Here is a 21,542-nt window from a genome sequence, read left to right as displayed (position 1 = left end):
TTTAATTTATGAGTACTACGAAAAGCGATAATTATATCTCGGAACTAAGAAAAGTAATTTGGCCTATTGAAAGGTATGAAAATAAAAAGTTCTTACCAATGGCATTTATGATGTTTTGTATTTTACTGAATTACTCAACACTTCGTTCAATTAAAGACGGTTTTGTAGTAACTGATATAGGGGCTGAAGCAATAAGCTTCTTAAAAACTTATATAGTACTTCCTTCGGCGGTAATTGCTATGATAATTTACGTTAAACTATGCGATATTTTAAAGCAAGAAAACGTATTTTACGTAATTACTTCTTTTTTCCTAGTATATTTTGCACTATTTGCATTTGTTCTTTACCCTAATCCTGATTTAGTTCATCCAAATCCTGATACTACAGAATCTTTAAGTTTAGCTTATCCTAATTTTAAATGGTTTATAAGAATAGTAGGGAAATGGAGTTTTGCATCTTTCTATACTATTGCTGAGCTTTGGGGAACATTAATGCTAAGCTTATTATTCTGGCAATTTGCTAACCAAATTACTAAAACTGATGAAGCTAAACGTTTTTATTCGATGTTTGGATTGCTTGCTAATTTAGCATTGCCTGTAACTTCCATTATTATAGGTTATTTCTTACATGAAAAAACCCAAATAGTAGCAGAGCATTTAAAGTTTACCCCATTATTTGTTATTATGATAATAAGCAGTTTGGCTGTAATACTTACGTATAGATGGATGAATAAAAATGTATTAACAGATCCTAAACTTTATGACCCTACTCTTGTAAAAGGGAAAAAGGCTAAAGCTAAGATGTCGTTAATAGAGAGCTTTAAGATGATCTTTACTTCTAAATATGTAGGTTATATTGCATTACTACTTATTGCTTATGGAGTTTCTGTAAATCTAGTTGAAGGTGTTTGGAAATCAAAGTTAAAAGAATTACACCCGACAAAAGAAGCTTATACTATGTATATGGGGCAGTTTCAAGCTTATCAAGGTTGGGTTGCTATAGCCTTTATGATTATAGGAAGTAATATTTTAAGGAAAGTATCTTGGTTAACTGCTGCGATGATTACGCCTTTAATGATGCTAATTACTGGTATTGCGTTTTTTGCGTTTATCTTTTTTGATAGTGTAATTGCTATGTATCTAACAGGTATTTTAGCATCAGGTCCTTTAGCACTTGCGGTTATGATCGGTACAATTCAAAATGTTTTAAGTAAAGGTGTGAAATATTCTTTATTTGATGCTACTAAAAATATGGCTTATATTCCACTTGATAAAGATTTACGAGTCAAGGGACAAGCTGCCGTTGAAGTTATTGGTGGAAGATTCGGTAAATCAGGCGGTGCTATTATTCAATCCACTTTCTTTATTTTATTTCCAGCATTAGGCTTTGTAGAAGCAACACCATTTTTTGCTTCTATATTCTTTGTGATAGTAATATTATGGGTCTACGCTGTTAAAGGGTTAAATAAAGAATATCAAGTTTTAGTGAATATCATTGAAAAATAGTATCAATATAAGAAAATAGGTTTTTAGAGGCTTGTTTTCTTTGTAATTATAGGATTTATGATATGAGAAGTACAAAATCTGAAGTTAAGATTCCAAGAACACCATATGTTAAGAAATACAACAGTTGGCGAATAAGGGTTTTGTACTCTATCATTATAGGTTATGCAACTTTTTATTTTTGTCGTCAAAATTTTAATATAGCAACACCGGCTATTAGAGAATATTTTGATGTTACAAAAACTCAAATTGGTTGGATATTAACTGCTTCTTCCATAATGTATGGAGTTAGTAAATTTTGTAACGGATTTATCAGTGATAAAACTAATGCTCGGATATTTATGGTTCTGGGTCTTCTGTTCGTTGGTATTATCACTATTCTAATAGGTTTTTCAGATTCTTTATTCCTTATTGGTATTTTGTGGATAGCAAGTAATTGGTTTCAATCAATGGGTTGGCCTCCTGCTACAAAAATGTTGACTCATTGGTTTGCTTCTAAAGAGCTTGGAACTAAATGGGCAATGGGAACAACTTCTAACCAAATAGGTGGTGCTCTTGCTATGGTGAGCTGTGGTTACCTAATTGATAAGTTTGGTTGGAGATCTGCTTTTTTTGTACCTGGGGTGGTTGCTTGTGTAGTATCAATTTTTTTATATAATAGACTTCGCAATTCTCCAAAAGAAGTAGGTTTGTCTACAGTTGAAGAATATAAAAACTACCCTCCTGAATTAATAAGTGATTATGGTACATTGCCAACTACTGAATTACTTAAAATAGTATTTTGCAATAAGTTAATATGGTATGTTTGTTTAGCAAACATGTTTGTATATATAATACGTTTAGGAGTAATTTATTGGGCACCCACATTTTTAAAGGATTTACAAGGTATAAGTCTTTTAAATGCCGGTTTACAAATAGGTTTGTATGAAATGATAAGTATTCCAGGAGCATTAATAGCGGGCTTTTTATCAGATAAATTATTTCAAGGAAGACGAGGTCCTGTAAGTACAATATGTATGCTAGCACTTAGTTTATTGCTAATCTTATTTTGGAAGCTTCCTATCCAAAGCGAGTTGCTAAGTATAATAATTCTTTCTCTTGTTGGTTTTTTTGTCTCAGGTCCACAACTACTTGTAGGTATTGCTGCGGCTGATTTTAGTACTCGCGGGGCTGTTGGTACAGCTAACGGATTATCAGGTTTGTTTGGTTATTTAGGAGCAGCAATTGCAGGAGTTGGTGTTGGATGGATAAGTGATAATTATGGATGGGACGGAGTATTTATATTTTTTAGTATTTCTGCTCTTTTAGGAAGTAGCTTATTCGCTTTAACATGGAATCGTTCGGCAAAGAAATAAATTTAATAATTATATAAATAGGTTAAAATGACAATACAATATACTTTCTCAATGATCAAGCCTGATGCTATTAAAAGGAATAAAATAGGGCAAATTAATACTTACTTAGAAAATGCTGGATTAAAAATAGTAGCTCAAAAAATGACAATTTTAACTAAATATGAAGCAGAATGTTTCTATGATGAACATAGAGCAAGACCATTTTTTGATAGTTTAGTTGAATATATTACTTCAGGTCCTGTAATACTGCAAGTTCTTAAAGGTATGGACGCTATAACTTTAAACCGTAAAGTTATGGGAGCAACTAATCCAGCAGAAGCTGAAGTTGGAACTATTAGAAAGGATATAGGTGAATCAATTGAAGCTAATAGTATTCATGGTTCTGATAGTGAAAATAGTGCAAAAAGAGAAATTAAGTTTTTCTTTAAAAAATCTGAAATTATAGAATAATTAATGCAAAAATATGACGTAATAGTGATAGGAGGTGGGCATGCTGGTGTCGAAGCTGCTGCCGCCTCCGCACGTCTTGGAGTTTCTACTCTATTAATTACGCCAAAACCAGAAAATTTGGGTGAAATGTCCTGTAATCCTGCAATTGGTGGAATTGCAAAAGGTACATTAGTTAAGGAAATTGATGCACTTGATGGATTAATGGGATATGTTATAGATCAAGCTGGTATACACTATAAAATGCTTAATGAAACTAGAGGACCAGCAGTTTGGGGACCTAGAGCACAAGCCGATAGAAAGCTTTATAAAAAAGCAATGTATCGAGTACTAACAAACTACCCAAATTTAGAAATACTATATGCAAAAGTAGAAGATATTGAGATTAAATCTTCAGAAATAAAAGCAGTTATCTTAAATAATGGTAGTAAAATACCGTGTCAAAAAATTATATTAACTACAGGTACATTTTTATCAGGGCTAATTCATATTGGATCAAAAAAAATCCCTGCTGGTAGAGTAGATGAAGAACCATCTTATGGGTTATCAAATACCTTAAAGAGAGTAGGTTTTAAACTTTCTCGATTAAAAACAGGAACACCTCCAAGAATTGATGGACGTACTATTGATTGCAGTAAAGTAGAATCACAACCCGGAGATAAAGTACCTAGACCTTTTTCAGAATTAACTAATACTGTAAATGTTCCTCAAATAAATTGTTTTGTAACAAAAACTACTATAGAAACGCATGATATTATCCGAGCAAATCTTGATAAATCCGCAATGTATTCTGGTCAAATAGAAGGAAAAGGTCCACGTTATTGTCCTTCTATAGAAGACAAAATAGTTAGATTTAGTACAAAATCAGAGCATCGTATTTTTTTAGAGCCTGAAGGGTTAGATGACCATACAATTTATCCAAACGGAATTTCTACTTCTTTACCTGAAGAAGTACAAAGTCAATTAATAAAAACTATCCCAGGCTTAGAGAATGTAATAATTTTACGTCCAGGTTATGCTATAGAATATGATTATGTTGATCCACGTGAAATAAATAGTACGCTAGAAACAAAAAAAATAACAGGTCTGTATTTTGCAGGTCAAATTAATGGTACTACAGGATATGAAGAAGCAGCAGGGCAAGGTATAGTAGCAGGCATTAATGCTGCTCTAGCTGTAAAAAATCAACAGCCTTTTGTATTAACAAGAGCAAATAGTTATATTGGAGTAATGATAGATGATTTAACGTCGTTTGGAACTTTGGAGCCATATCGTATGTTTACTTCGCGTTCAGAATATAGATTATCTATAAGAGCAGATAATGCTGATTTACGTTTGACAGAGATGGGAATAAGTATTGGTGTTATATCTGAAAAGCGTAAAGAAATATTTACGACAAAATGTAAAAATATAGAAAGTACAAAATCATTATTAAATATTTTATCTTTAACTACTAGTAAACTCGCTAAAATTGGGATTCAAGTTGCACAGGATGGTGCACATAAAACAGTGTTAGATTTATTTAAAATACCTAATTTTGATGTTGAACAAGCTATTAAAGTTTTTCCTGTACTTAAAGATATAGATAATAATATTTTACAACTACTTTATATTGAAGCTAAATATGCTTCATATTTAGCCAGGCAATATGCAGACATTAATTTATTCCAAAGTGAAGAGGCTCATTTAATTCCTAAAAATATTGACTATTTTAAAATACCAAGTATTTCATTAGAAATACAAGAAAAACTTTCTTATCATAAACCCATTACTATTGTTGCAGCACGACGAATTTCTGGTGTTACTCCTGCTGCAATTACTGCTATTATAATTTATCTGAAGACTAAATATAATGATAGAAGTTCCACATGAAGTAATTGAAAAATTACAAATTTTTCAGGAATTAGTACAAAAGTGGAGTAAAGCTATTAACCTTATATCAGAAAATAGTACGCAAAATTTTTGGAAACGTCATATATTAGATTCCTTGCAATTAATACAGTATATTAACGATAAAGAAATACATTTAGTTGATATAGGAAGTGGAGCAGGTTTTCCAGGTATAATATTATCTATCGCTGGAGTAGCAAAGACAAGTTTAATAGAAGCTGATTTACGTAAATGCATCTTTTTAGAGAAAGCAGCAAAAATATCAAATAATAATATACAAATAATTAATCAAAGAATTGAAAAAACAGAAATAAGATGTAATATATTAACCTGTAGAGCTTTTTCTAATTTAAATACAATATTTGATTGCACAAAAAATATCTCGGTGCAAAATAAATTTTTGCTTCCAAAAGGAAAAAGCTATTTATCTGAAATAAAAGAAGCTAAAAAAAATGGTTATTTAATTGTTTAATAAACCAAAGTATAACTTCAAAAGAAAGTAGAATTTTAGAAATTAGCGACTTAACAAAAATAATATGACTGTAAAAGTAATTTCTGTAGTTAATCAAAAAGGAGGGGTAGCTAAAACTACTACTACTGTAAATTTAGCTACTGCTCTTGCAGCTATGGATAAAAAAGTTTTGGTAATAGACCTTGACCCTCAGGGCAATAGTAGTACTGGTTTTGGTGTTAGTCAACAACAACGAAAAAATACTATATATCAAGCATTAACAAATATAATCAAATTAAAAGATACAATAATCTTTACTAATATTCCAAATTTAGAAATAATAACCTCAAATACTAATTTATCTGCTGCTGAACTAGATTTAATAGAATTAGAAGAACGAGAATATATTTTAATGAAGTTATTAGAAGAAATAAAATTATCATATGATTATATAATTATTGATTGTCCTCCTTCATTAAATTTACTAACAATAAATGCTTTAGTTGCAGGCGATGAGGTATTAATTCCAATGCAATGTGATTTTTATTCTTTAGAAGGGTTAAGCCACTTGCTAAAGACAGTTGAAATTGTAGAAAAAAGATTAAACCCTAAGATAAAGATTGCAGGCATATTATTTACAATGTATGATAGGCGTAACCGTTTAACTGAGCAAGTAGAAGAGGATGTAAGAAGTTGTTTAGGAGAATTAGTGTTCAAAACTGTAATTCCTAGAAACATTAAATTATCTGAAGCTCCTTCATATGGAAAACCTGCTATTATATATGATTATAAATGTGCAGGGGCAGTGGCGTATATGGAACTTACAAAAGAAATTTTGGGAAGATATAATGAAAAATAAAGGGTTAGGTAGAGGCTTGTCTTCATTATTAGGTGAAGAGGTTATATCTATAGAAAAAGAAAATTTAGAAATAGTACAAATCGTAAATATTGATAGAATAAAACCAAATGAAAATCAGCCTAGAAAGCATTTTGAATATGATAAAATAAAAGAATTATCGGATTCTATATTAAATAATGGTTTACTACAGCCTATTATTATTGATAATAGTTTTCAGATTATAGCAGGTGAAAGACGCTGGCGTGCATGTAAATTAGCAAAAATTTCTGAGATACCAGTAATTATAAAAAATTTAGATCCTAAAGAGAGTATGGAAATAGCATTAATTGAGAACATACAAAGATCGGATTTAACAGTCATGGAAGAAGCTCGAGGCTTTAAATATTTGGTGGAAAATTTTGGTTACACGGCAGAAAAGCTAGCAGAAAGACTTGGTAAAAGCCGTAGTCATATAGCTAATTTGTTGAGGCTCAATAATTTACCACAATCTATCCAAAAAAAATTAGATGAAGATACACTTAGTATGGGTCATGCTAGATGCTTAATAAATCATGAGCATGCAGAAGTAATAGCAAATCATGTTATAGATAATGATTTAAATGTACGTCAAACAGAGGAACTAGTAAGACAATGGTCTCAAAATGAATATACGAAGTATCCTGATAATAATAAGCTAGGAAAACGTCTTTTTAAACAAAGAACAGAAAATGACGACTTGCAGTCATTAGTAAAAGTTTTGTCAGAAAAATTTAATATAAAAGTGACAATAGAGAATTATTCTTTAGGAGGAAAGTTAATATTTCATTATAAAGATTTAAAAGAATTAGATAAAATTTTGTTAGAGTTAAGTTAATACAAGGAAATAAATAATTTATGTCATCTCAATATATTTATGAAATAAATGGTTTAAGCAAAACTATAAACGGTAAAAAAATTTTAAAAGAAACAAATTTATCTTTTTTACCAAGTGCTAAAATTGGAATAATAGGACCAAATGGAGTAGGTAAGTCTACTTTATTAAAAATTATGGCAGGTATAGATAAGGAATTTGATGGTAAAGCAATGGCAGCACTAAATATAAAAGTAGGCTATTTACCTCAAGAACCGCATCTTAATCCAAATAAAAATGTATTTAATAATATCATGGAAGGTCTGCATGAGAAAAAGAAACTTATCGATGAATTTAATGAAATAAGTAATAAGCTAGCTACTGAAATTTCTGATGAAGAAATGAATCAACTTTTTAATAAACAGGCAGAATTACAAGAAAAAATAGATAATTGTGATGCGTGGGATTTAGAGCGGGAAATAGAAATTGCAATGCTAGCATTGCGTTGCCCATCAAAAGAGGCAAATATTAATGAAATTTCTGGAGGAGAAAAAAGAAGAGTTGCTTTATGTAAACTTCTTTTAGAGAAACCTGATATGTTATTACTTGATGAGCCGACAAATCATTTAGATGCAGAGTCAGTTTCTTGGCTTGAGAACTATCTTAAAGAATATAAAGGTACTGTAATAGTTATTACACATGATCGCTATTTTTTAGATAATGTTACAGAATGGATATTAGAAATAGATAGAGGTCATTGTGTACCGTGGGAGTCAAATTATAGTTCGTGGTTGGAACAAAAACAAGAAAAATTGGCTCTAGAAAGTAAAGAAGAAGACGTTAGAAAAAAACAATTAAATCGTGAGCTAGAATGGATTCGTCAAACTCCAAAAGCAAGGCAGTCTAAAAATAAAGCTCGTATTACTGCTTATCAAGAGTTGTTAAACAAACAGCAGGAACAAAAAAGTGATCCTACTCAAATAATTGTACCTAATGGTCCGCGTCTTGGTGATTTAGTTATTGAAGCAGAACATATAGCCAAAAAATACAATGATAAAATGCTCTTATCGGATTTTAGTTTTAAAGTTCCACGTGGAGCGATTGTAGGAATAATTGGACCAAATGGTGCAGGTAAAACTACATTATTTAATATTATTACAGGTAAAGTAGAACCTGATAAAGGCTCTATTAAAATTGGTTCAACAGTAAAATTAGGATATGTTGACCAATCGCGTGATCATTTGGATGGTAATAAAACTGTTTGGGAAGAAATTGCAGAAGGATTAGATGAATTGCAGCTTGGTAGCAGAATAGTTAAAAGTAGAGCATATTGTGCAGCTTTTAACTTTAGAGGAGGTGATCAGCAAAAGAAAGTTGGACAGCTTTCTGGAGGAGAGCGTAACAGAGTGCATTTAGCAAAATTATTAAAAGAAGGGGCAAATGTTATATTGTTAGATGAACCATCTAATGACTTAGATATTGACACGTTAAGAGCTCTTGAAGATGCAATTTTAGATTTCGCAGGTTGTGTATTAGTAATTAGTCATGACAGGTGGTTTTTAGATAGGATAGCTACTCACATTATTGCGTATGATATAAAAGGTAATGCCACTTGGTTTGAAGGAAATTATCAGGATTATCACGAGTATATGTTAAAAATAAACGGAGAAAATACTTTAAATCCAAAATATAAGCACAAAAAATTAATTTAAATATGTCACTAACACAAACATTAATAGTTTTTTTTATAGGATTGTTTGTAATAAAACCTGATGATATCCCGATGCTTATTAGGCAAATAAAACAAATCAAATCTTATTTTAGTAATGTTGGTTCATCAGAAGTGGAACAATTAAATTTCTACATACAAAAAATTATTAGTATAGAGGGATACTATGATGGTGACTATAATTTAGCTGCAATGAAAGAAAAGTATAATAAATTAGTCAAATCAGTTATAAATAATGATTTAAACAATATTAATGTGTAATAGTTGAGATTTTATCTTACATTTAGTAAAATAAATTAATTATTAAATGGAGATAAGAAATGAACTTAAATCAAAAAATAATAAAGCCAAAATTAGGATTACTAGAACTCGCTAAGAGTCTTGGTAGCATATCATCAGCATGTAAAGCGATGGGCTATAGCAGAGATAGTTATTACAGATTTAAAGAACTGTATGAAACTGGTGGTGAAGAAGCGTTGTATGAAATTAGTCGAAGAAAGCCAATAATAGCCAATAGAGTTGATCCAGCGATAGAGAAGGCAGTAATGGATATGGCAATAGAATATCCAGCATATGGTCAGCTAAGAGTATCAAATGAGCTTAAGAAGAGCGGTATACTTGTATCACCTGGAGGAGTGAGATCAATTTGGTTACGTAATGATTTAAACAATATCAATAAAAGGCTTAAAGCATTAGAAGCAAGGATGGCTCAGGATGGTATTGTACTTACTGAATCTCAGTTACAAGTACTAGAGAAACGACGTAGCGAAAAAGAAGCCCATGGCGAGATTGAGACACAGCATCCAGGTTATCTAGGATGCCAAGATACATATTATGTAGGAAATTTTAAGGGTATAGGTAAGGTTTATTCTCAGGTATTTATTGATAGCTATAGCAGAGTAGCTGATGCTAAACTATATACTGATAAAACAGCTTTAACTGCTGCTGATATGCTTAATGACCGCGTGTTACCATGGTATGAAACTCAAGGCATACAATACTTCGTATTCTGACAGATCGCGGGTCAGAATATAAGGGAAATATAGAGCATCATGCTTTTGAATTATTTCTAAGTATCGAAGGTATAGAACATACTATTACTAAAGCATATTCTCCTCAAACAAATGGTATGTGTGAACGTTTTAATAAAACTATGACACAAGAATTCTTTGATACAGCTATGCGGAAAAGGATCTACACTGATCTTGATGATCTACAATTAGATCTTGATATTTGGTTAGAGCATTTCAATAATGAGCGACCACATTCAGGAAAATATTGTTATGGTAAAACGCCTATGCAAACTTTTAAGGATAGTAAGAAATTAGCTATTGAAAAGAACAATGAAATCTTATATCTTGAATACTCATCTGACAGTCATAATTTATCAGATATTCAGATATAATTTTTATAGTGTCTGTAAGATCAAATCTTGACTTCTACAATTAATGAATAATACAGTTCAACATTTTTTGGTTCATTTTATCTATTACTTAAAGCTGCATTGCAAATAAGATAAAATTATTATATAATTCCTTAAAACAATACCAATGGTTATTTTATATTATGTTAGACATACTTCTTTTTGTACATATTACTATCGCAATATTATTGATTATAGTTATTCTAATGCAACGTAGCGGTTCAGATGGAATTAGCAGTATAAGCGGTGGAGGAAATATGGGAGTGATCAGTGCTAAAACAGCAAATAATTTTCTTACTAAGAGCACTGTAATACTTGCGTCATTATTTTTAATAAATGCAATAATACTTGCTAATCTTTCTTCTCAGAAGAAACCGGATTTAGTATCTAAAATCAATGAAATTGAAGAAAATCAAGTAGATAATAGTCTGCCTATAGCTAAATAAATTGAAATAAAAAATTATGCAAAAAATAATAAAGTTAAAAGATTTAAAAATAGGCAATAATTTACCTTTTACTTTGATTGCTGGACCCTGTCAAATTGAGGGGCTAGATCACGCTTTGTTTATGGCAGAAGAACTTATTAAATTAACTACTAAACTTAATATTTCATTTATATATAAGTCTTCTTTTGATAAAGCTAATAGAACTTCTATAAACGGTGCTAGAGGTCCTGGAATTGATAAAGGATTGGAAGTTTTAGCAGAAGTAAAAAGAGCATTCAACTGCCCTATAGTTACTGATGTTCATAGTGAAAATCAATGTGCTGAGGTAGCTAAAATAGTTGATATGTTACAAATCCCAGCATTTTTGTGCAGGCAAACAGATTTACTTCAGGCAGCAGCTGTAACCGGAAAAATAGTAAATGTTAAAAAGGGACAGTTTCTAGCTCCTTGGGATATGAAAAATGTACACAAGAAATTAGAATCGTTTGGAGCAAAAGACATATTATTAACAGAGCGTGGTACATGTTTTGGTTATACTAATTTAGTATCCGATATGCGTAGTCTTGCGGTAATGGCTGAACTAAATGCTCCTATAATTTTTGATGCTACTCATTCTGTGCAGCAACCTGGTGGGCTTGGAGGAAGCACTGGAGGAGAGCGTAAATATGTAGAATTGCTTGCAAAAGCTGCGGTTGCAGTAGGGATTGCTGGTCTTTATATGGAAGTACACCAAGATCCGGATAATGCTCCAAGCGATGGTCCATGCATGATTAGGTTAGATAATTTAGAGCGTGTCCTTACAAAGCTCAAAAAATATGATGAAATTACTAAAGAAAAACAGTAATGATAACCTACAAAGAATTTGAGAATGTTCAGCTACATTCAGGAACAATTACTAAAGTAGAAGAGTTTCCAAGAGCCAAAAAGCCGGCATTTAAAGTTTGGGCTGATTTTTGGTAAAGAAATCGGAATTTTGCAAACATCCGCACAAATAACAAAGCATTATACCTCTCAAGAATTAATAGGCAAATCCATAGTCGGCTGTGTAAATTTAGGAGAAAAGAATATTGCTGGCTTCTTATCTCAATTTTTATTAATAGGGTTTCCTGATTCTAATAATGATATATGTTTAATCACGATTGATCCTAAAGTACCTAATGGTCAAAAATTGTGTTAAAACTTAAAACCCTCCTCAAATTAATCGTATTCATTAGTATATTTTTGTTTATTTATATTTTGCAATGGCAAAGTCCTAAAGTAAATAATGAGGTAGCTGAAGATATAGGAAAGTGTTTATATAAAAGCAATTATAAGAGTCTTGAACTAAATTCTTTGCAAGGGAAATTTAACGTTTCCTATATCCCAAATGCCGAAAAAAATTGTTTTAATCCTTCTTTTCCTATTATTCATATTAAGCTTAAGCAAGAGCATAATGCTTGGCTTCAGATCGTTCACACTGATTCTTTAGATAAAAAATTACAAAAATTTATAGATACTAATGTAGAATTACATGCAATAGTTGAGATTTTATCTTACATTTAGTAAAATAAATTAATTATTAAATGGAGATAAGAAATGAACTTAAATCAAAAAATAATAAAGCCAAAATTAGGATTACTAGAACTCGCTAAGAGTCTTGGTAGCATATCATCAGCATGTAAAGCGATGGGCTATAGCAGAGATAGTTATTACAGATTTAAAGAACTGTATGAAACTGGTGGTGAAGAAGCGTTGTATGAAATTAGTCGAAGAAAGCCAATAATAGCCAATAGAGTTGATCCAGTGATAGAGAAGGCAGTAATGGATATGGCAATAGAATATCCAGCATATGGTCAGCTAAGAGTATCAAATGAGCTTAAGAAGAGCGGTATACTTGTATCACCTGGAGGAGTGAGATCAATTTGGTTACGTAATGATTTAAACAATATCAATAAAAGGCTTAAAGCATTAGAAGCAAGGATGGCTCAGGATGGTATTGTACTTACTGAATCTCAGTTACAAGTACTAGAGAAACGACGTAGCGAAAAAGAAGCCCATGGCGAGATTGAGACACAGCATCCAGGTTATCTAGGATGCCAAGATACATATTATGTAGGAAATTTTAAGGGTATAGGTAAGGTTTATTCTCAGGTATTTATTGATAGCTATAGCAGAGTGACTAACGAATATTAGAATTCCCTATGACGAATATTAAAATTACCTATTTTTGAGTAAAAAATATTGTCTAGTGTATTATATTATTATCCTCCAATTTTATAGTTAATTTTTTTTCTTTTGCTGTAGCGATTCTATAACTTTCAGTATTCAGTTCAAGAATTGAAGAATGGTGAACCAATCTGTCAATGGCTGCTGATGTAGTCATTTCGTCTTTAAAAATGGAATTCCATTTTGCAAAAACTAAATTGCTAGTAATTAATACACTACGCATCTCATAACGTTCAGCTAATAAGGTAAATAAAACATCAGTTTCCTCACGATTATATGGTACATATGATATATCATCAATTATCAATATTTCAAAATAATCGAATTTTTTAATAATTTGCTTAAGTTTTAAACTAAGCTTTGCTTCTAGTAATTGTTGAACCAAATTAGCTGCTGTTGTATATAATACACGCCTACCGGCAAGACACCACTCACGTGCTAAACCTATACTAAGATGACTTTTGCCAGTACCAGGATTACCAAAAATAAGTATATTTTCATAGCGATCCATAAATTCTCCTTGTGCAAGATATTGGATCTTAGTTGACGATAATCCTGGGATACGCTTAATATCAAAGTTGCTTAATAACTTATCTCGAGAGAGTTTTGCTTGCTTTAGCAATCTGGCGATACGTTGCTGATGTCTATGTTCTAACTCACGTATGGCTAACTCTTGTAGATAATCTATATATGTTTTCTTTTCTTGCTCAAAGCTTTCTGCAACTGATTTATAGCATGATGCAAAAGTAGGTAAACAAAGGTTCTTGAGTAAATTATTTAGCGGTTGCGGAGTTATTATCTTTTTACTCATGCGACCTCCATTGTTTTAAAGCAATGTAATTGATCATATTCGGACAGTACTGGTTGATTAATTTTTACTGAACAAACAGTTTTAGTCTGACTATTTAGTAAATCTGTAATATGATCAATTATTGGTTCAATCTTCTCTTCTACTAGCATTTCTAATGCAGCAACTACATTCAATTCTCCATACATTTTTGCTAATTGTAATATTTTAAGATATATTTTATGCCCCTTATATGGATATATAGATATCAGCTGGTCATATACCTGACGAAATATAGCACGTGGAAATAAAGCTTCATAATATTGATATTGGGCAAATGCTCCAGGTTTACGTACTAAACTATCAATGATATGTCTATAATCAATAACATAGCCATTGCTGATTCTAAACATTTTTTGTAAACATTTGTTACCATAGTAAAGCTCTATTTCTTCAGAATAAATATAAGCTTTTAAAGTATAACCTATTAAGCGACTAGGCACAGAATAAGCTACAGATAAAATACTAACTGTACTGCTTGGGTTAACACGTACTGATAATATTGTAGGTGCATTCCATTTCCTGATTGGTAACTCTTTTAAATAAACTAATTCTTCAGCTAATTTTTCTTTTCTACAGCTATTGCGCTTTTCTTTAATTTGTGTAAGGAATAATTCATAAGCTTTTAAATCAACAAAATTACGTGATCCACGTAATAGCAAATGTTGATTCACTGCTTGCTTAAATGTATCATGACTTTTTTCAACAGAACCATTTTCATGACTGACACCGGGATTATTTCGCGATGGTGCAACATCGTAATAACCAAGCAATTCTTGCCATTTTTCTGTAAATTGTCTACTATTACCACATTGCTTGGTAGCTGCACTTAAATTATCTGTACGATGCTCTGGTAAAACTCCACCTAACTCCCATACAGCTTTTTCAAACCCTGATGCTAATGTATCAAAACTTTCACTATGGCATATGCTGAAAGTTTCCCAACATGAATAAGGCAATATAAAATGAAATAGTAAATGAGAATATGGTTTCCCATCAATACAAATACCTAATTGATTCATATTGGTCCAATCAGACTGGCTTTGTTTGCCAGGAAGAATATTTTGTAAAAAGATGACTGGCTTATCCTTACCATGTTCAGCTCTCCATTGTTTCAACCTTTTCTGCAAACAGCGTAATTGCTTTCCATTATAATTTCCATGATACTTTTCTGTCAAATATGCTAATATGGTAGTTGCTTGCAACTCCGGTGCTGATCCTAGCATTGATTCTATTTCATCCCAGTGCTTAACAAATGGATCCTTACGTGTCCTATATTTACGTACTGTTCGTAATTCGCTTGGATACTTATTAACACCTAAATATTTACGTGCTGTTTTTACACTCATACCTGCTTTTGCAGCAGAAATTATCTGATTATATTTTTTGATCTTTTGCATTAAAATACCTACTTGTTTATTTGTACATGTCATCAGTAATTCTCGAATAATAAATAAATCTTAAAAAGAAATTTTTATTCGATATTACTGTCCATAGTTACTTCTTTTTTATAGGTAATTTTAATGTTCGTTGAGGGTATTTCTAATATTCGTTAGTCAGCAGAGTAGCTGATGCTAAACTATATACTGATAAAACAGCTTTAATTGCTGCTGATATGCTTAATGACCGCGTGTTACCATGGTATGAAACTCAAGGCATACAATACTTCGTATTCTGACAGATCGCGGGTCAGAATATAAGGGAAATATAGAGCATCATGCTTTTGAATTATTTCTAAGTATCGAAGGTATAGAACATACTATTACTAAAGCATATTCTCCTCAAACAAATGGTATGTGTGAACGTTTTAATAAAACTATGACACAAGAATTCTTTGATACAGCTATGCGGAAAAGGATCTACACTGATCTTGATGATTTACAATTAGATCTTGATATTTGGTTAGAGCATTTCAATAATGAGCGACCACATTCAGGAAAATATTGTTATGGTAAAACGCCTATGCAAACTTTTAAGGATAGTAAGAAATTAGCTATTGAAAAGAACAATGAAATCTTATATCTTGAATACTCATCTGACAGTCATAATTTATCAGATATTCAGATATAATTTTTATAGTGTCTGTAAGATCAAATCTTGACTTCTACAAATTACATCCTTTTTATACTTTGGAGCAGGATTTCTACGATGCTCCTTTATGGTCTTATACACTTTTTTCTAAGCCGTTAACTTATTGGTCTGCCCATACTTATGCAGTAAAAGTAGATCATCAAAATAAAACTATTAAAGTTATTGGAGGAATTAAATGAGGATTTAAGTTAAATTATTTCTCTATTAAGCCTCAAATGATTTTACCTTCAAGTCTTGATGCTAATGATTGGCTGAAAGATGTAGAAATATTTAAGCAAGCTTTAGCAGGTTATAAAATAGATTAAGGACCGTTTAATGAAGAAATAAAGATAGGTATTATATATTTATAGGTATAATATGCAAGAGTTAGACCTAGAGCAGTACCAATAACTATAATACGAAATTTTGCAGGGCTAAAAATTAAAGCAACAATTCCAAGAACTATTGCTATTTTTACTATATCTGATGTCGTATAAGCTCTATTATTTATGGCATAAACATTAAAACTTATACTTAAAATCGTTAGTATAAATAATAAATTTTTAAACATATTATACCTCAATAGGACCGGTAGTTAAGCCGTTTATAAACTGCTTTAAGTAAGGATTATTACTATTACGCATTTCGTCTTTGCTACCATACCACTTAATTTTTCCTTGATAAATCATTGCTATTTCTTTAGCTGTTTTTTCAGCACTAATCATATCATGAGTTATAGTAATTGTAGTTGCTCCTAGCTCTTCTTGGATTTTTATAATCAGCTCATTAATAACATTCGCCATTATAGGATCAAGTCCTGTTGTTGGTTCGTCAAGGAATAAAATCGATGGAGTGCTACAAATTGCTCGTGCAAGTGCTACTCTTTTTTGCATGCCTCCTGATAATTCTGATGGATATAACTCAAGAATTCTAGGTGATAAACCTACTGAGTTAAGTTTTGCTCCGGCAAGATCGTTCTTTTCTTTTTTAGATAATTTATTAGTATCAAAAGTAATATTATCGCGTACATTTAAAGAATCAAAAAGAGCACCACCTTGGAATAAAAATCCAATATCTTTTATAACCTCAAACCTTTTTTTGCTTGAAATATCTTGAATTTCTGCATTATCAATAAAGATTTTACCTTGATCAGGCTTAATTAACCCTATTATATTTTTAATTAGGACCGACTTACCGCTACCTGAACCGCCTAAAATGACTAAAGAGCTACCTTTTTTAACATCTAAATCTATTCCGTCTAATACTTTATGGCTATTAAAAGACTTGTATAACGATCGAATCTTAATTTTTATTTCTTCTACACTCATATCTTTTTTATACTTTAAAAAATAATTCGGTTATTAAGTAGTTACTAATTAGGATTAAAATGGAAGAATTTACTACTGCTGAAGTAGTTGCTCTTCCAACACCTTTAGCTCCTTTACCTGAATAATAACCACTATAGCAACTTATTATAGAAATAATAAAGCCAAAAACTCCAGCTTTAACAAGACCAGATATTACATCTATTGGCTCTAAATATTGAAAAGTACTAGTTAAATAAGTGCTGCTGTTAAAGTCAAGCTTATATACGCCAACTAAGTAACCTCCCATAACCCCGATTACATCGCCGATTAAAACTAGACAAGGCATAGTAATAATAGCTGCAATTACTCTTGGGAAAACGAGATATTTAATAGAATCTGTAGATAGAGTATATAAAGCATCTACTTGTTCGGTAACTCTCATAGTACCTATTTCCGCTGCAATTGATGCTCCTACTCTTCCTGCTACCATTAACCCCGCAAGCACTGGTCCAAGTTCCCTAGTTAAGGATAGCACTACTACAGTTGCGATAGAACTTTCAGCAGAAAAACGAGAAAATCCTGTATAACTCTGTAATGCCAATACTGCACCTGAGAAAAAGGTAGTCATGGCAACAACAGGCAGCGAATAAAAGCCAATAAATAATAATTGTTTGATAATTAAACTAAAATATAAAGGTGGTCTTATAATGCTAGTAATGGCAGCTAAGCTAAATATAGAAAATTTGCCGATACTTTGTGCTAGTTTTATGGTGCGTTCACCAATAGAATTAGCTATATTTAATAACATGTGTATTATTCATTTTTATATTTTAAATTATTAATGTTATTTTAGCTGTCATGCCGTGGACAAGCAACTAGACGACAATAAGGTTATAACATTATCAAGTGTAAATTCTCTTATATCTATTACCAAGGCTAGTTAATATCTCATATCCTATAGTACCTATAATATCTGCTATTTTATCAGGAGTGCAATTATTTCCAATAATTTCTATTTCTTGTCCTAGAAAAATATCCGAGGATGGTAGATCGGTAACATCAATATTGACTAAATCCATTGATATTCGTCCTATTATTGGGACGTTGCGACCATTAATAAATACTGTACCTTGATTACTAAAATTACGACTAAATCCATCAGCATAGCCAAAAGGCAGAGTCGCGATTAAACTATCACGCTTGGTTGTAAAAGTCATATTATAGCCGATACGACTCCCATATGTCAATTTTTGTAAGTGAATTATAGGTGCTTTTAATGTTACAGGGTTTTGCATCGGATTGGGTTTGTTATGGTTTAAAGGATTTAAACCATATAAAGCAGCACCAGGTCTTACTAGATTAAAATGATAATCTTTCCCTAAAAATATACCGCCAGAATTAGCAAGACTTGCTTTAGCAGTTGGGAAATATTCCAAATAAGCTTTAAATTTGTTCAGTTGCTCTAGGTTATAAGGGTTATCGCTATCCTCAGAAGCTGATAAATGGCTTATGATATATTCCACATTCAACCCTTTTAACAAATCACGATTATTAATTAGCTGTTCTATCTCATTATGGTTTAGCCCAAGGCGATTAATACCAGTATTAAAATGCAGGTAGCAAGGTAGTAATTGATTTTTTAGACTACTAAATTTTTGCCAAATCTTGATTTGGTTTAAGTTATTTAGAACAGGTATTAAATTAACTTCTATAAGTTCTAAAGCATCATGTTCAAATACGCCGTTAAGAATAAGAATATTTACTTCGTTGCCTATAGCTTTACGCAAAATAATTCCCTCATTGCTTGAGGCAACAAAAAAATATCGGCAATTTTCTTCTAGCAAGGCTTTAGTAATTTCTATTGCACCGAGTCCATAAGAGTTAGCTTTAACTGCCGCTCCTACTTCAGTCATTTCACAAATATTTTTTAATAAACGATAATTAGCTTTTATAGCTGACAAATTTATTTCAAGAGTGCATAAACTCATATTATATTTTTTAACTCTTTTACTAAGACAGGTAGTATAGGTATTATATGAAATTTAGAAGATAAGTCATCTGTTTCTATAGTATCGGTAATAAAAATACAGTCTAATACTGCTGTAGAAGTCAAGATTTGATCTTACAGACACTATAAAAATTATATCTGAATATCTGATAAATTATGACTGTCAGATGAGTATTCAAGATATAAGATTTCATTGTTCTTTTCAATAGCTAATTTCTTACTATCCTTAAAAGTTTGCATAGGCGTTTTACCATAACAATATTTTCCTGAATGTGGTCGCTCATTATTGAAATGCTCTAACCAAATATCAAGATCTAATTGTAAATCATCAAGATCAGTGTAGATCTTTTTCCGCATAGCTGTATCAAAGAATTCTTGTGTCATAGTTTTATTAAAACGTTCACACATACCATTTGTTTGAGGAGAATATGCTTTAGTAATAGTATGTTCTATACCTTCGATACTTAGAAATAATTCAAAAGCATGATGCTCTATATTTCCCTTATATTCTGACCCGCGATCTGTCAGAATACGAAGTATTGTATGCCTTGAGTTTCATACCATGGTAACACGCGGTCATTAAGCATATCAGCAGCAGTTAAAGCTGTTTTATCAGTATATAGTTTAGCATCAGCTACTCTGCTATAGCTATCAATAAATACCTGAGAATAAACCTTACCTATACCCTTAAAATTTCCTACATAATATGTATCTTGGCATCCTAGATAACCTGGATGCTGTGTCTCAATCTCGCCATGGGCTTCTTTTTCGCTACGTCGTTTCTCTAGTACTTGTAACTGAGATTCAGTAAGTACAATACCATCCTGAGCCATCCTTGCTTCTAATGCTTTAAGCCTTTTATTGATATTGTTTAAATCATTACGTAACCAAATTGATCTCACTCCTCCAGGTGATACAAGTATACCGCTCTTCTTAAGCTCATTTGATACTCTTAGCTGACCATATGCTGGATATTCTATTGCCATATCCATTACTGCCTTCTCTATCGCTGGATCAACTCTATTGGCTATTATTGGCTTTCTTCGACTAATTTCATACAACGCTTCTTCACCACCAGTTTCATACAGTTCTTTAAATCTGTAATAACTATCTCTGCTATAGCCCATCGCTTTACATGCTGATGATATGCTACCAAGACTCTTAGCGAGTTCTAGTAATCCTAATTTTGGCTTTATTATTTTTTGATTTAAGTTCATTTCTTATCTCCATTTAATAATTAATTTATTTTACTAAATGTAAGATAAAATCTCAACTATTGCATATATAACTTCTTGAAAGTACAGCATGCGTAATAAAAGCATTGACCGATAAAGCTCCGTGTTGCTTTAAGAAATTGGCAGCTTTATAAATAGTTTCACCGCTATCGATAATATCATCAATTAATATACAATTTTTGCCCTCAACATTACCTGCTATAGATATCATATTACAATTATTGTTTATATCCCTTTCTTTAATTATATAAGCTACATCTATGCTTAACAAGTTTCTAATGGCTTCTACCTTATGTATGCTTCCTTTATCGGGTGCAACTATAATACAATTTTTATAATTTTGCAAAAATGGTAAGTATAATTCGATAGGTTTGAGATTAGAAATAGGGAGGTTAAAAAGTTTTTCTATTTTGTCAGAATGCAAATCAATGGTAATTAAATGAGTTACTCCTAGTTTTTCTAGAAAATTAGCTATTAATTGTGCTGGCATAGCAGCTTGATTTGATGCTTTATCTTGCCTTGCATAACCAAAATAAGGCATCACTAAAATTATTTTATTTGCTCCTGCTTTTTTTTGCAGTATCTACAAGTAAAAATAGCTCAATTAAACGATTATTAACAGGTTTTGAAGTAGATTGTACTATGATGATATCTTCATTATGTAGCGATTCTTGAATTTCTACCTTTATTTCTGAATCATTAAAACAAGTGATTTTAGGTTCAATATACTTGATGTTTAACGTTATAGCTAAACGTGTTGCAAGTAGCTTATTACTACTGCCGGCTATTATTTTCATGTTAAGTTAGTTATAATGCAAATAGCGAATTATTAAATAATCCGCTATTTGGTTAGAAATTTTTATTTTATGGTTAGCAAATTACGAAAGTACTTGTTTATTAGGAATAATTATATAAAAAGTGGAAGTCGTTTTCCACCTT

20 protein-coding genes and 5 pseudogenes are annotated in these 21,542 nt (G+C 31.4%); 16 read left to right on the top strand and 9 right to left on the bottom strand.

Translation table 11 applies throughout. The features are described 5' to 3' along the window. The first annotated feature begins 8 nt into the window (after nucleotides 1–8). From tlc1 to ACICQC_RS09325, 15 genes and pseudogenes are all read left to right on the top strand, one after another. Complete coding sequence (tlc1, locus tag ACICQC_RS09395; RefSeq protein ID WP_395476831.1) at nucleotides 9–1,505, top strand: ATP/ADP exchange transporter Tlc1; 1,497 nt, start codon at nucleotides 9–11, stop codon at nucleotides 1,503–1,505. Between the two features lie 62 nt (nucleotides 1,506–1,567). Then, nucleotides 1,568–2,857, top strand: coding sequence for an MFS transporter (locus tag ACICQC_RS09390; protein WP_395476830.1), 1,290 nt, complete (start codon nucleotides 1,568–1,570; stop codon nucleotides 2,855–2,857). A 27-nt stretch (nucleotides 2,858–2,884) separates the two neighbouring features. Continuing rightward, nucleotides 2,885–3,307, top strand: coding sequence for a nucleoside-diphosphate kinase (gene ndk, locus ACICQC_RS09385; RefSeq protein WP_395476829.1), 423 nt, complete (start codon nucleotides 2,885–2,887; stop codon nucleotides 3,305–3,307). Nucleotides 3,308–3,310: 3 nt separating this feature from the next. Beyond that, the gene (mnmG, locus tag ACICQC_RS09380) at nucleotides 3,311–5,176 is read left to right on the top strand and encodes a tRNA uridine-5-carboxymethylaminomethyl(34) synthesis enzyme MnmG (protein ID WP_395476828.1); all 1,866 of its coding nucleotides are present in this window, start codon (nucleotides 3,311–3,313) and stop codon (nucleotides 5,174–5,176) included. After that, a pseudogene (gene rsmG / locus ACICQC_RS09375) lies at nucleotides 5,157–5,734 on the top strand (16S rRNA (guanine(527)-N(7))-methyltransferase RsmG). The gene mnmG and the pseudogene rsmG overlap by 20 nt, the downstream one beginning before the upstream one ends. Further along, nucleotides 5,731–6,504, top strand: a complete 774-nt coding sequence (locus ACICQC_RS09370) for a ParA family protein (protein ID WP_395476827.1) — start codon at nucleotides 5,731–5,733, stop codon at nucleotides 6,502–6,504. Before rsmG ends, ACICQC_RS09370 begins: the two are co-directional and overlap by 4 nt. Then, nucleotides 6,491–7,357 carry a ParB/RepB/Spo0J family partition protein gene (locus ACICQC_RS09365; protein ID WP_395477710.1) on the top strand — a complete coding sequence of 289 codons (867 nt, stop codon included), beginning with the start codon at nucleotides 6,491–6,493 and terminating at the stop codon, nucleotides 7,355–7,357. Before ACICQC_RS09370 ends, ACICQC_RS09365 begins: the two co-directional genes overlap by 14 nt. 20 nt (nucleotides 7,358–7,377) lie before the next feature. After that, nucleotides 7,378–9,045, top strand: a complete 1,668-nt coding sequence (gene ettA, locus ACICQC_RS09360) for an energy-dependent translational throttle protein EttA (protein ID WP_395476826.1) — start codon at nucleotides 7,378–7,380, stop codon at nucleotides 9,043–9,045. Nucleotides 9,046–9,047: 2 nt separating this feature from the next. Next, a complete protein-coding gene (locus ACICQC_RS09355; RefSeq protein WP_395476825.1) occupies nucleotides 9,048–9,323 on the top strand; it encodes a DUF2672 domain-containing protein in 276 nt (91 codons plus the stop codon). 59 nt (nucleotides 9,324–9,382) lie between these two features. Next, nucleotides 9,383–10,467, top strand: a pseudogene (locus ACICQC_RS09350) (IS481 family transposase). A gap of 161 nt (nucleotides 10,468–10,628) precedes the next feature. Further along, on the top strand, nucleotides 10,629–10,931 hold the full coding sequence (gene secG, locus ACICQC_RS09345) for a preprotein translocase subunit SecG (RefSeq protein ID WP_011477996.1): 303 nt from the start codon (nucleotides 10,629–10,631) through the stop codon (nucleotides 10,929–10,931). Nucleotides 10,932–10,947: 16 nt separating this feature from the next. After that, nucleotides 10,948–11,775 carry a 3-deoxy-8-phosphooctulonate synthase gene (gene kdsA, locus ACICQC_RS09340; RefSeq protein ID WP_395476824.1) on the top strand — a complete coding sequence of 276 codons (828 nt, stop codon included), beginning with the start codon at nucleotides 10,948–10,950 and terminating at the stop codon, nucleotides 11,773–11,775. A 129-nt stretch (nucleotides 11,776–11,904) separates the two neighbouring features. Further along, nucleotides 11,905–12,108, top strand: a complete 204-nt coding sequence (locus ACICQC_RS09335) for a hypothetical protein (protein WP_395476823.1) — start codon at nucleotides 11,905–11,907, stop codon at nucleotides 12,106–12,108. 44 nt (nucleotides 12,109–12,152) lie between these two features. Next, nucleotides 12,153–12,473 carry a hypothetical protein gene (locus tag ACICQC_RS09330; RefSeq protein WP_395476822.1) on the top strand — a complete coding sequence of 107 codons (321 nt, stop codon included), beginning with the start codon at nucleotides 12,153–12,155 and terminating at the stop codon, nucleotides 12,471–12,473. A gap of 33 nt (nucleotides 12,474–12,506) precedes the next feature. Then, nucleotides 12,507–13,088 (top strand): annotated as a pseudogene (locus tag ACICQC_RS09325) (helix-turn-helix domain-containing protein); the annotation flags it as partial. A 67-nt stretch (nucleotides 13,089–13,155) separates the two neighbouring features. On the opposite strand, the gene istB reads toward ACICQC_RS09325, so the two are convergent. Together istB and istA are read right to left on the bottom strand one after the other, a co-directional pair. Further along, complete coding sequence (istB, locus tag ACICQC_RS09320; protein WP_395476338.1) at nucleotides 13,156–13,947, bottom strand: IS21-like element helper ATPase IstB; 792 nt, start codon at nucleotides 13,945–13,947, stop codon at nucleotides 13,156–13,158. Further along, entirely contained in the window at nucleotides 13,944–15,416 is a 1,473-nt protein-coding gene (gene istA / locus ACICQC_RS09315) for an IS21 family transposase (RefSeq protein ID WP_395476339.1), read from the bottom strand. The genes istB and istA overlap by 4 nt, the downstream gene beginning before the upstream one ends. Nucleotides 15,417–15,541: 125 nt before the next feature. Between istA and ACICQC_RS09310 the strand changes: the two are divergent. Then, nucleotides 15,542–16,053: pseudogene (locus ACICQC_RS09310) on the top strand (integrase core domain-containing protein); the annotation flags it as partial. A gap of 322 nt (nucleotides 16,054–16,375) precedes the next feature. On the opposite strand, the gene ACICQC_RS09305 reads toward ACICQC_RS09310, so the two are convergent. The 7 genes and pseudogenes from ACICQC_RS09305 to ACICQC_RS09275 all read right to left on the bottom strand — a co-directional run bounded on the left by ACICQC_RS09305 (nucleotide 16,376) and on the right by ACICQC_RS09275 (nucleotide 21,400). Further along, nucleotides 16,376–16,624 (bottom strand): DUF5510 family protein, encoded by a 249-nt coding sequence (locus ACICQC_RS09305; protein ID WP_395476821.1) that lies wholly within the window; start codon nucleotides 16,622–16,624, stop codon nucleotides 16,376–16,378. A 1-nt stretch (nucleotide 16,625) separates the two neighbouring features. After that, the gene (locus ACICQC_RS09300; RefSeq protein WP_395476820.1) at nucleotides 16,626–17,381 is read right to left on the bottom strand and encodes an ABC transporter ATP-binding protein; all 756 of its coding nucleotides are present in this window, start codon (nucleotides 17,379–17,381) and stop codon (nucleotides 16,626–16,628) included. Between the two features lie 7 nt (nucleotides 17,382–17,388). Next, a complete protein-coding gene (locus ACICQC_RS09295; RefSeq protein WP_395476819.1) occupies nucleotides 17,389–18,168 on the bottom strand; it encodes an MlaE family ABC transporter permease in 780 nt (259 codons plus the stop codon). Nucleotides 18,169–18,262: 94 nt separating this feature from the next. After that, nucleotides 18,263–19,348: an alanine racemase gene (locus ACICQC_RS09290; RefSeq protein ID WP_395476818.1), complete on the bottom strand. Its 1,086-nt coding sequence runs from the start codon at nucleotides 19,346–19,348 to the stop codon at nucleotides 18,263–18,265. A gap of 152 nt (nucleotides 19,349–19,500) precedes the next feature. Beyond that, nucleotides 19,501–20,585, bottom strand: a pseudogene (locus ACICQC_RS09285) (IS481 family transposase). Nucleotides 20,586–20,637: 52 nt separating this feature from the next. Beyond that, nucleotides 20,638–21,144, bottom strand: coding sequence for a ribose-phosphate diphosphokinase (prs, locus tag ACICQC_RS09280; RefSeq protein ID WP_395477709.1), 507 nt, complete (start codon nucleotides 21,142–21,144; stop codon nucleotides 20,638–20,640). A gap of 13 nt (nucleotides 21,145–21,157) precedes the next feature. Further along, nucleotides 21,158–21,400: a ribose-phosphate pyrophosphokinase-like domain-containing protein gene (locus ACICQC_RS09275; RefSeq protein WP_395476817.1), complete on the bottom strand. Its 243-nt coding sequence runs from the start codon at nucleotides 21,398–21,400 to the stop codon at nucleotides 21,158–21,160. Nucleotides 21,401–21,542: the final 142 nt, after the last annotated feature.

It is taken from the genome of Rickettsia endosymbiont of Pantilius tunicatus (assembly GCF_964291875.1).
GTDB lineage: Bacteria > Pseudomonadota > Alphaproteobacteria > Rickettsiales > Rickettsiaceae > Rickettsia.
Note: the sequence above shows the minus strand (reverse complement) of the source record. Positions and strands in the feature narration are given on the sequence as shown.

Excerpts from the sequence above, each read along its gene's own strand:
- tlc1 (WP_395476831.1), top strand. The coding sequence starts at position 9 with ATGAGTACTACGAAAAGCGATAATTATATCTCGGAACTAAGAAAAGTA.
- ACICQC_RS09390 (WP_395476830.1), top strand. The coding sequence starts at position 1,568 with ATGAGAAGTACAAAATCTGAAGTTAAGATTCCAAGAACACCATATGTT.
- ndk (WP_395476829.1), top strand. The coding sequence starts at position 2,885 with ATGACAATACAATATACTTTCTCAATGATCAAGCCTGATGCTATTAAA.
- mnmG (WP_395476828.1), top strand. The coding sequence starts at position 3,311 with ATGCAAAAATATGACGTAATAGTGATAGGAGGTGGGCATGCTGGTGTC.
- ACICQC_RS09370 (WP_395476827.1), top strand. The coding sequence starts at position 5,731 with ATGACTGTAAAAGTAATTTCTGTAGTTAATCAAAAAGGAGGGGTAGCT.
- ettA (WP_395476826.1), top strand. The coding sequence starts at position 7,378 with ATGTCATCTCAATATATTTATGAAATAAATGGTTTAAGCAAAACTATA.
- ACICQC_RS09355 (WP_395476825.1), top strand. The coding sequence starts at position 9,048 with ATGTCACTAACACAAACATTAATAGTTTTTTTTATAGGATTGTTTGTA.
- secG (WP_011477996.1), top strand. The coding sequence starts at position 10,629 with ATGTTAGACATACTTCTTTTTGTACATATTACTATCGCAATATTATTG.
- kdsA (WP_395476824.1), top strand. The coding sequence starts at position 10,948 with ATGCAAAAAATAATAAAGTTAAAAGATTTAAAAATAGGCAATAATTTA.
- istB (WP_395476338.1), bottom strand. The coding sequence starts at position 13,947 with ATGAGTAAAAAGATAATAACTCCGCAACCGCTAAATAATTTACTCAAG.
- istA (WP_395476339.1), bottom strand. The coding sequence starts at position 15,416 with ATGACATGTACAAATAAACAAGTAGGTATTTTAATGCAAAAGATCAAA.
- ACICQC_RS09305 (WP_395476821.1), bottom strand. The coding sequence starts at position 16,624 with ATGTTTAAAAATTTATTATTTATACTAACGATTTTAAGTATAAGTTTT.
- ACICQC_RS09300 (WP_395476820.1), bottom strand. The coding sequence starts at position 17,381 with ATGAGTGTAGAAGAAATAAAAATTAAGATTCGATCGTTATACAAGTCT.
- ACICQC_RS09295 (WP_395476819.1), bottom strand. The coding sequence starts at position 18,168 with ATGTTATTAAATATAGCTAATTCTATTGGTGAACGCACCATAAAACTA.
- ACICQC_RS09290 (WP_395476818.1), bottom strand. The coding sequence starts at position 19,348 with ATGAGTTTATGCACTCTTGAAATAAATTTGTCAGCTATAAAAGCTAAT.
- prs (WP_395477709.1), bottom strand. The coding sequence starts at position 21,144 with ATGCCTTATTTTGGTTATGCAAGGCAAGATAAAGCATCAAATCAAGCT.
- ACICQC_RS09275 (WP_395476817.1), bottom strand. The coding sequence starts at position 21,400 with ATGAAAATAATAGCCGGCAGTAGTAATAAGCTACTTGCAACACGTTTA.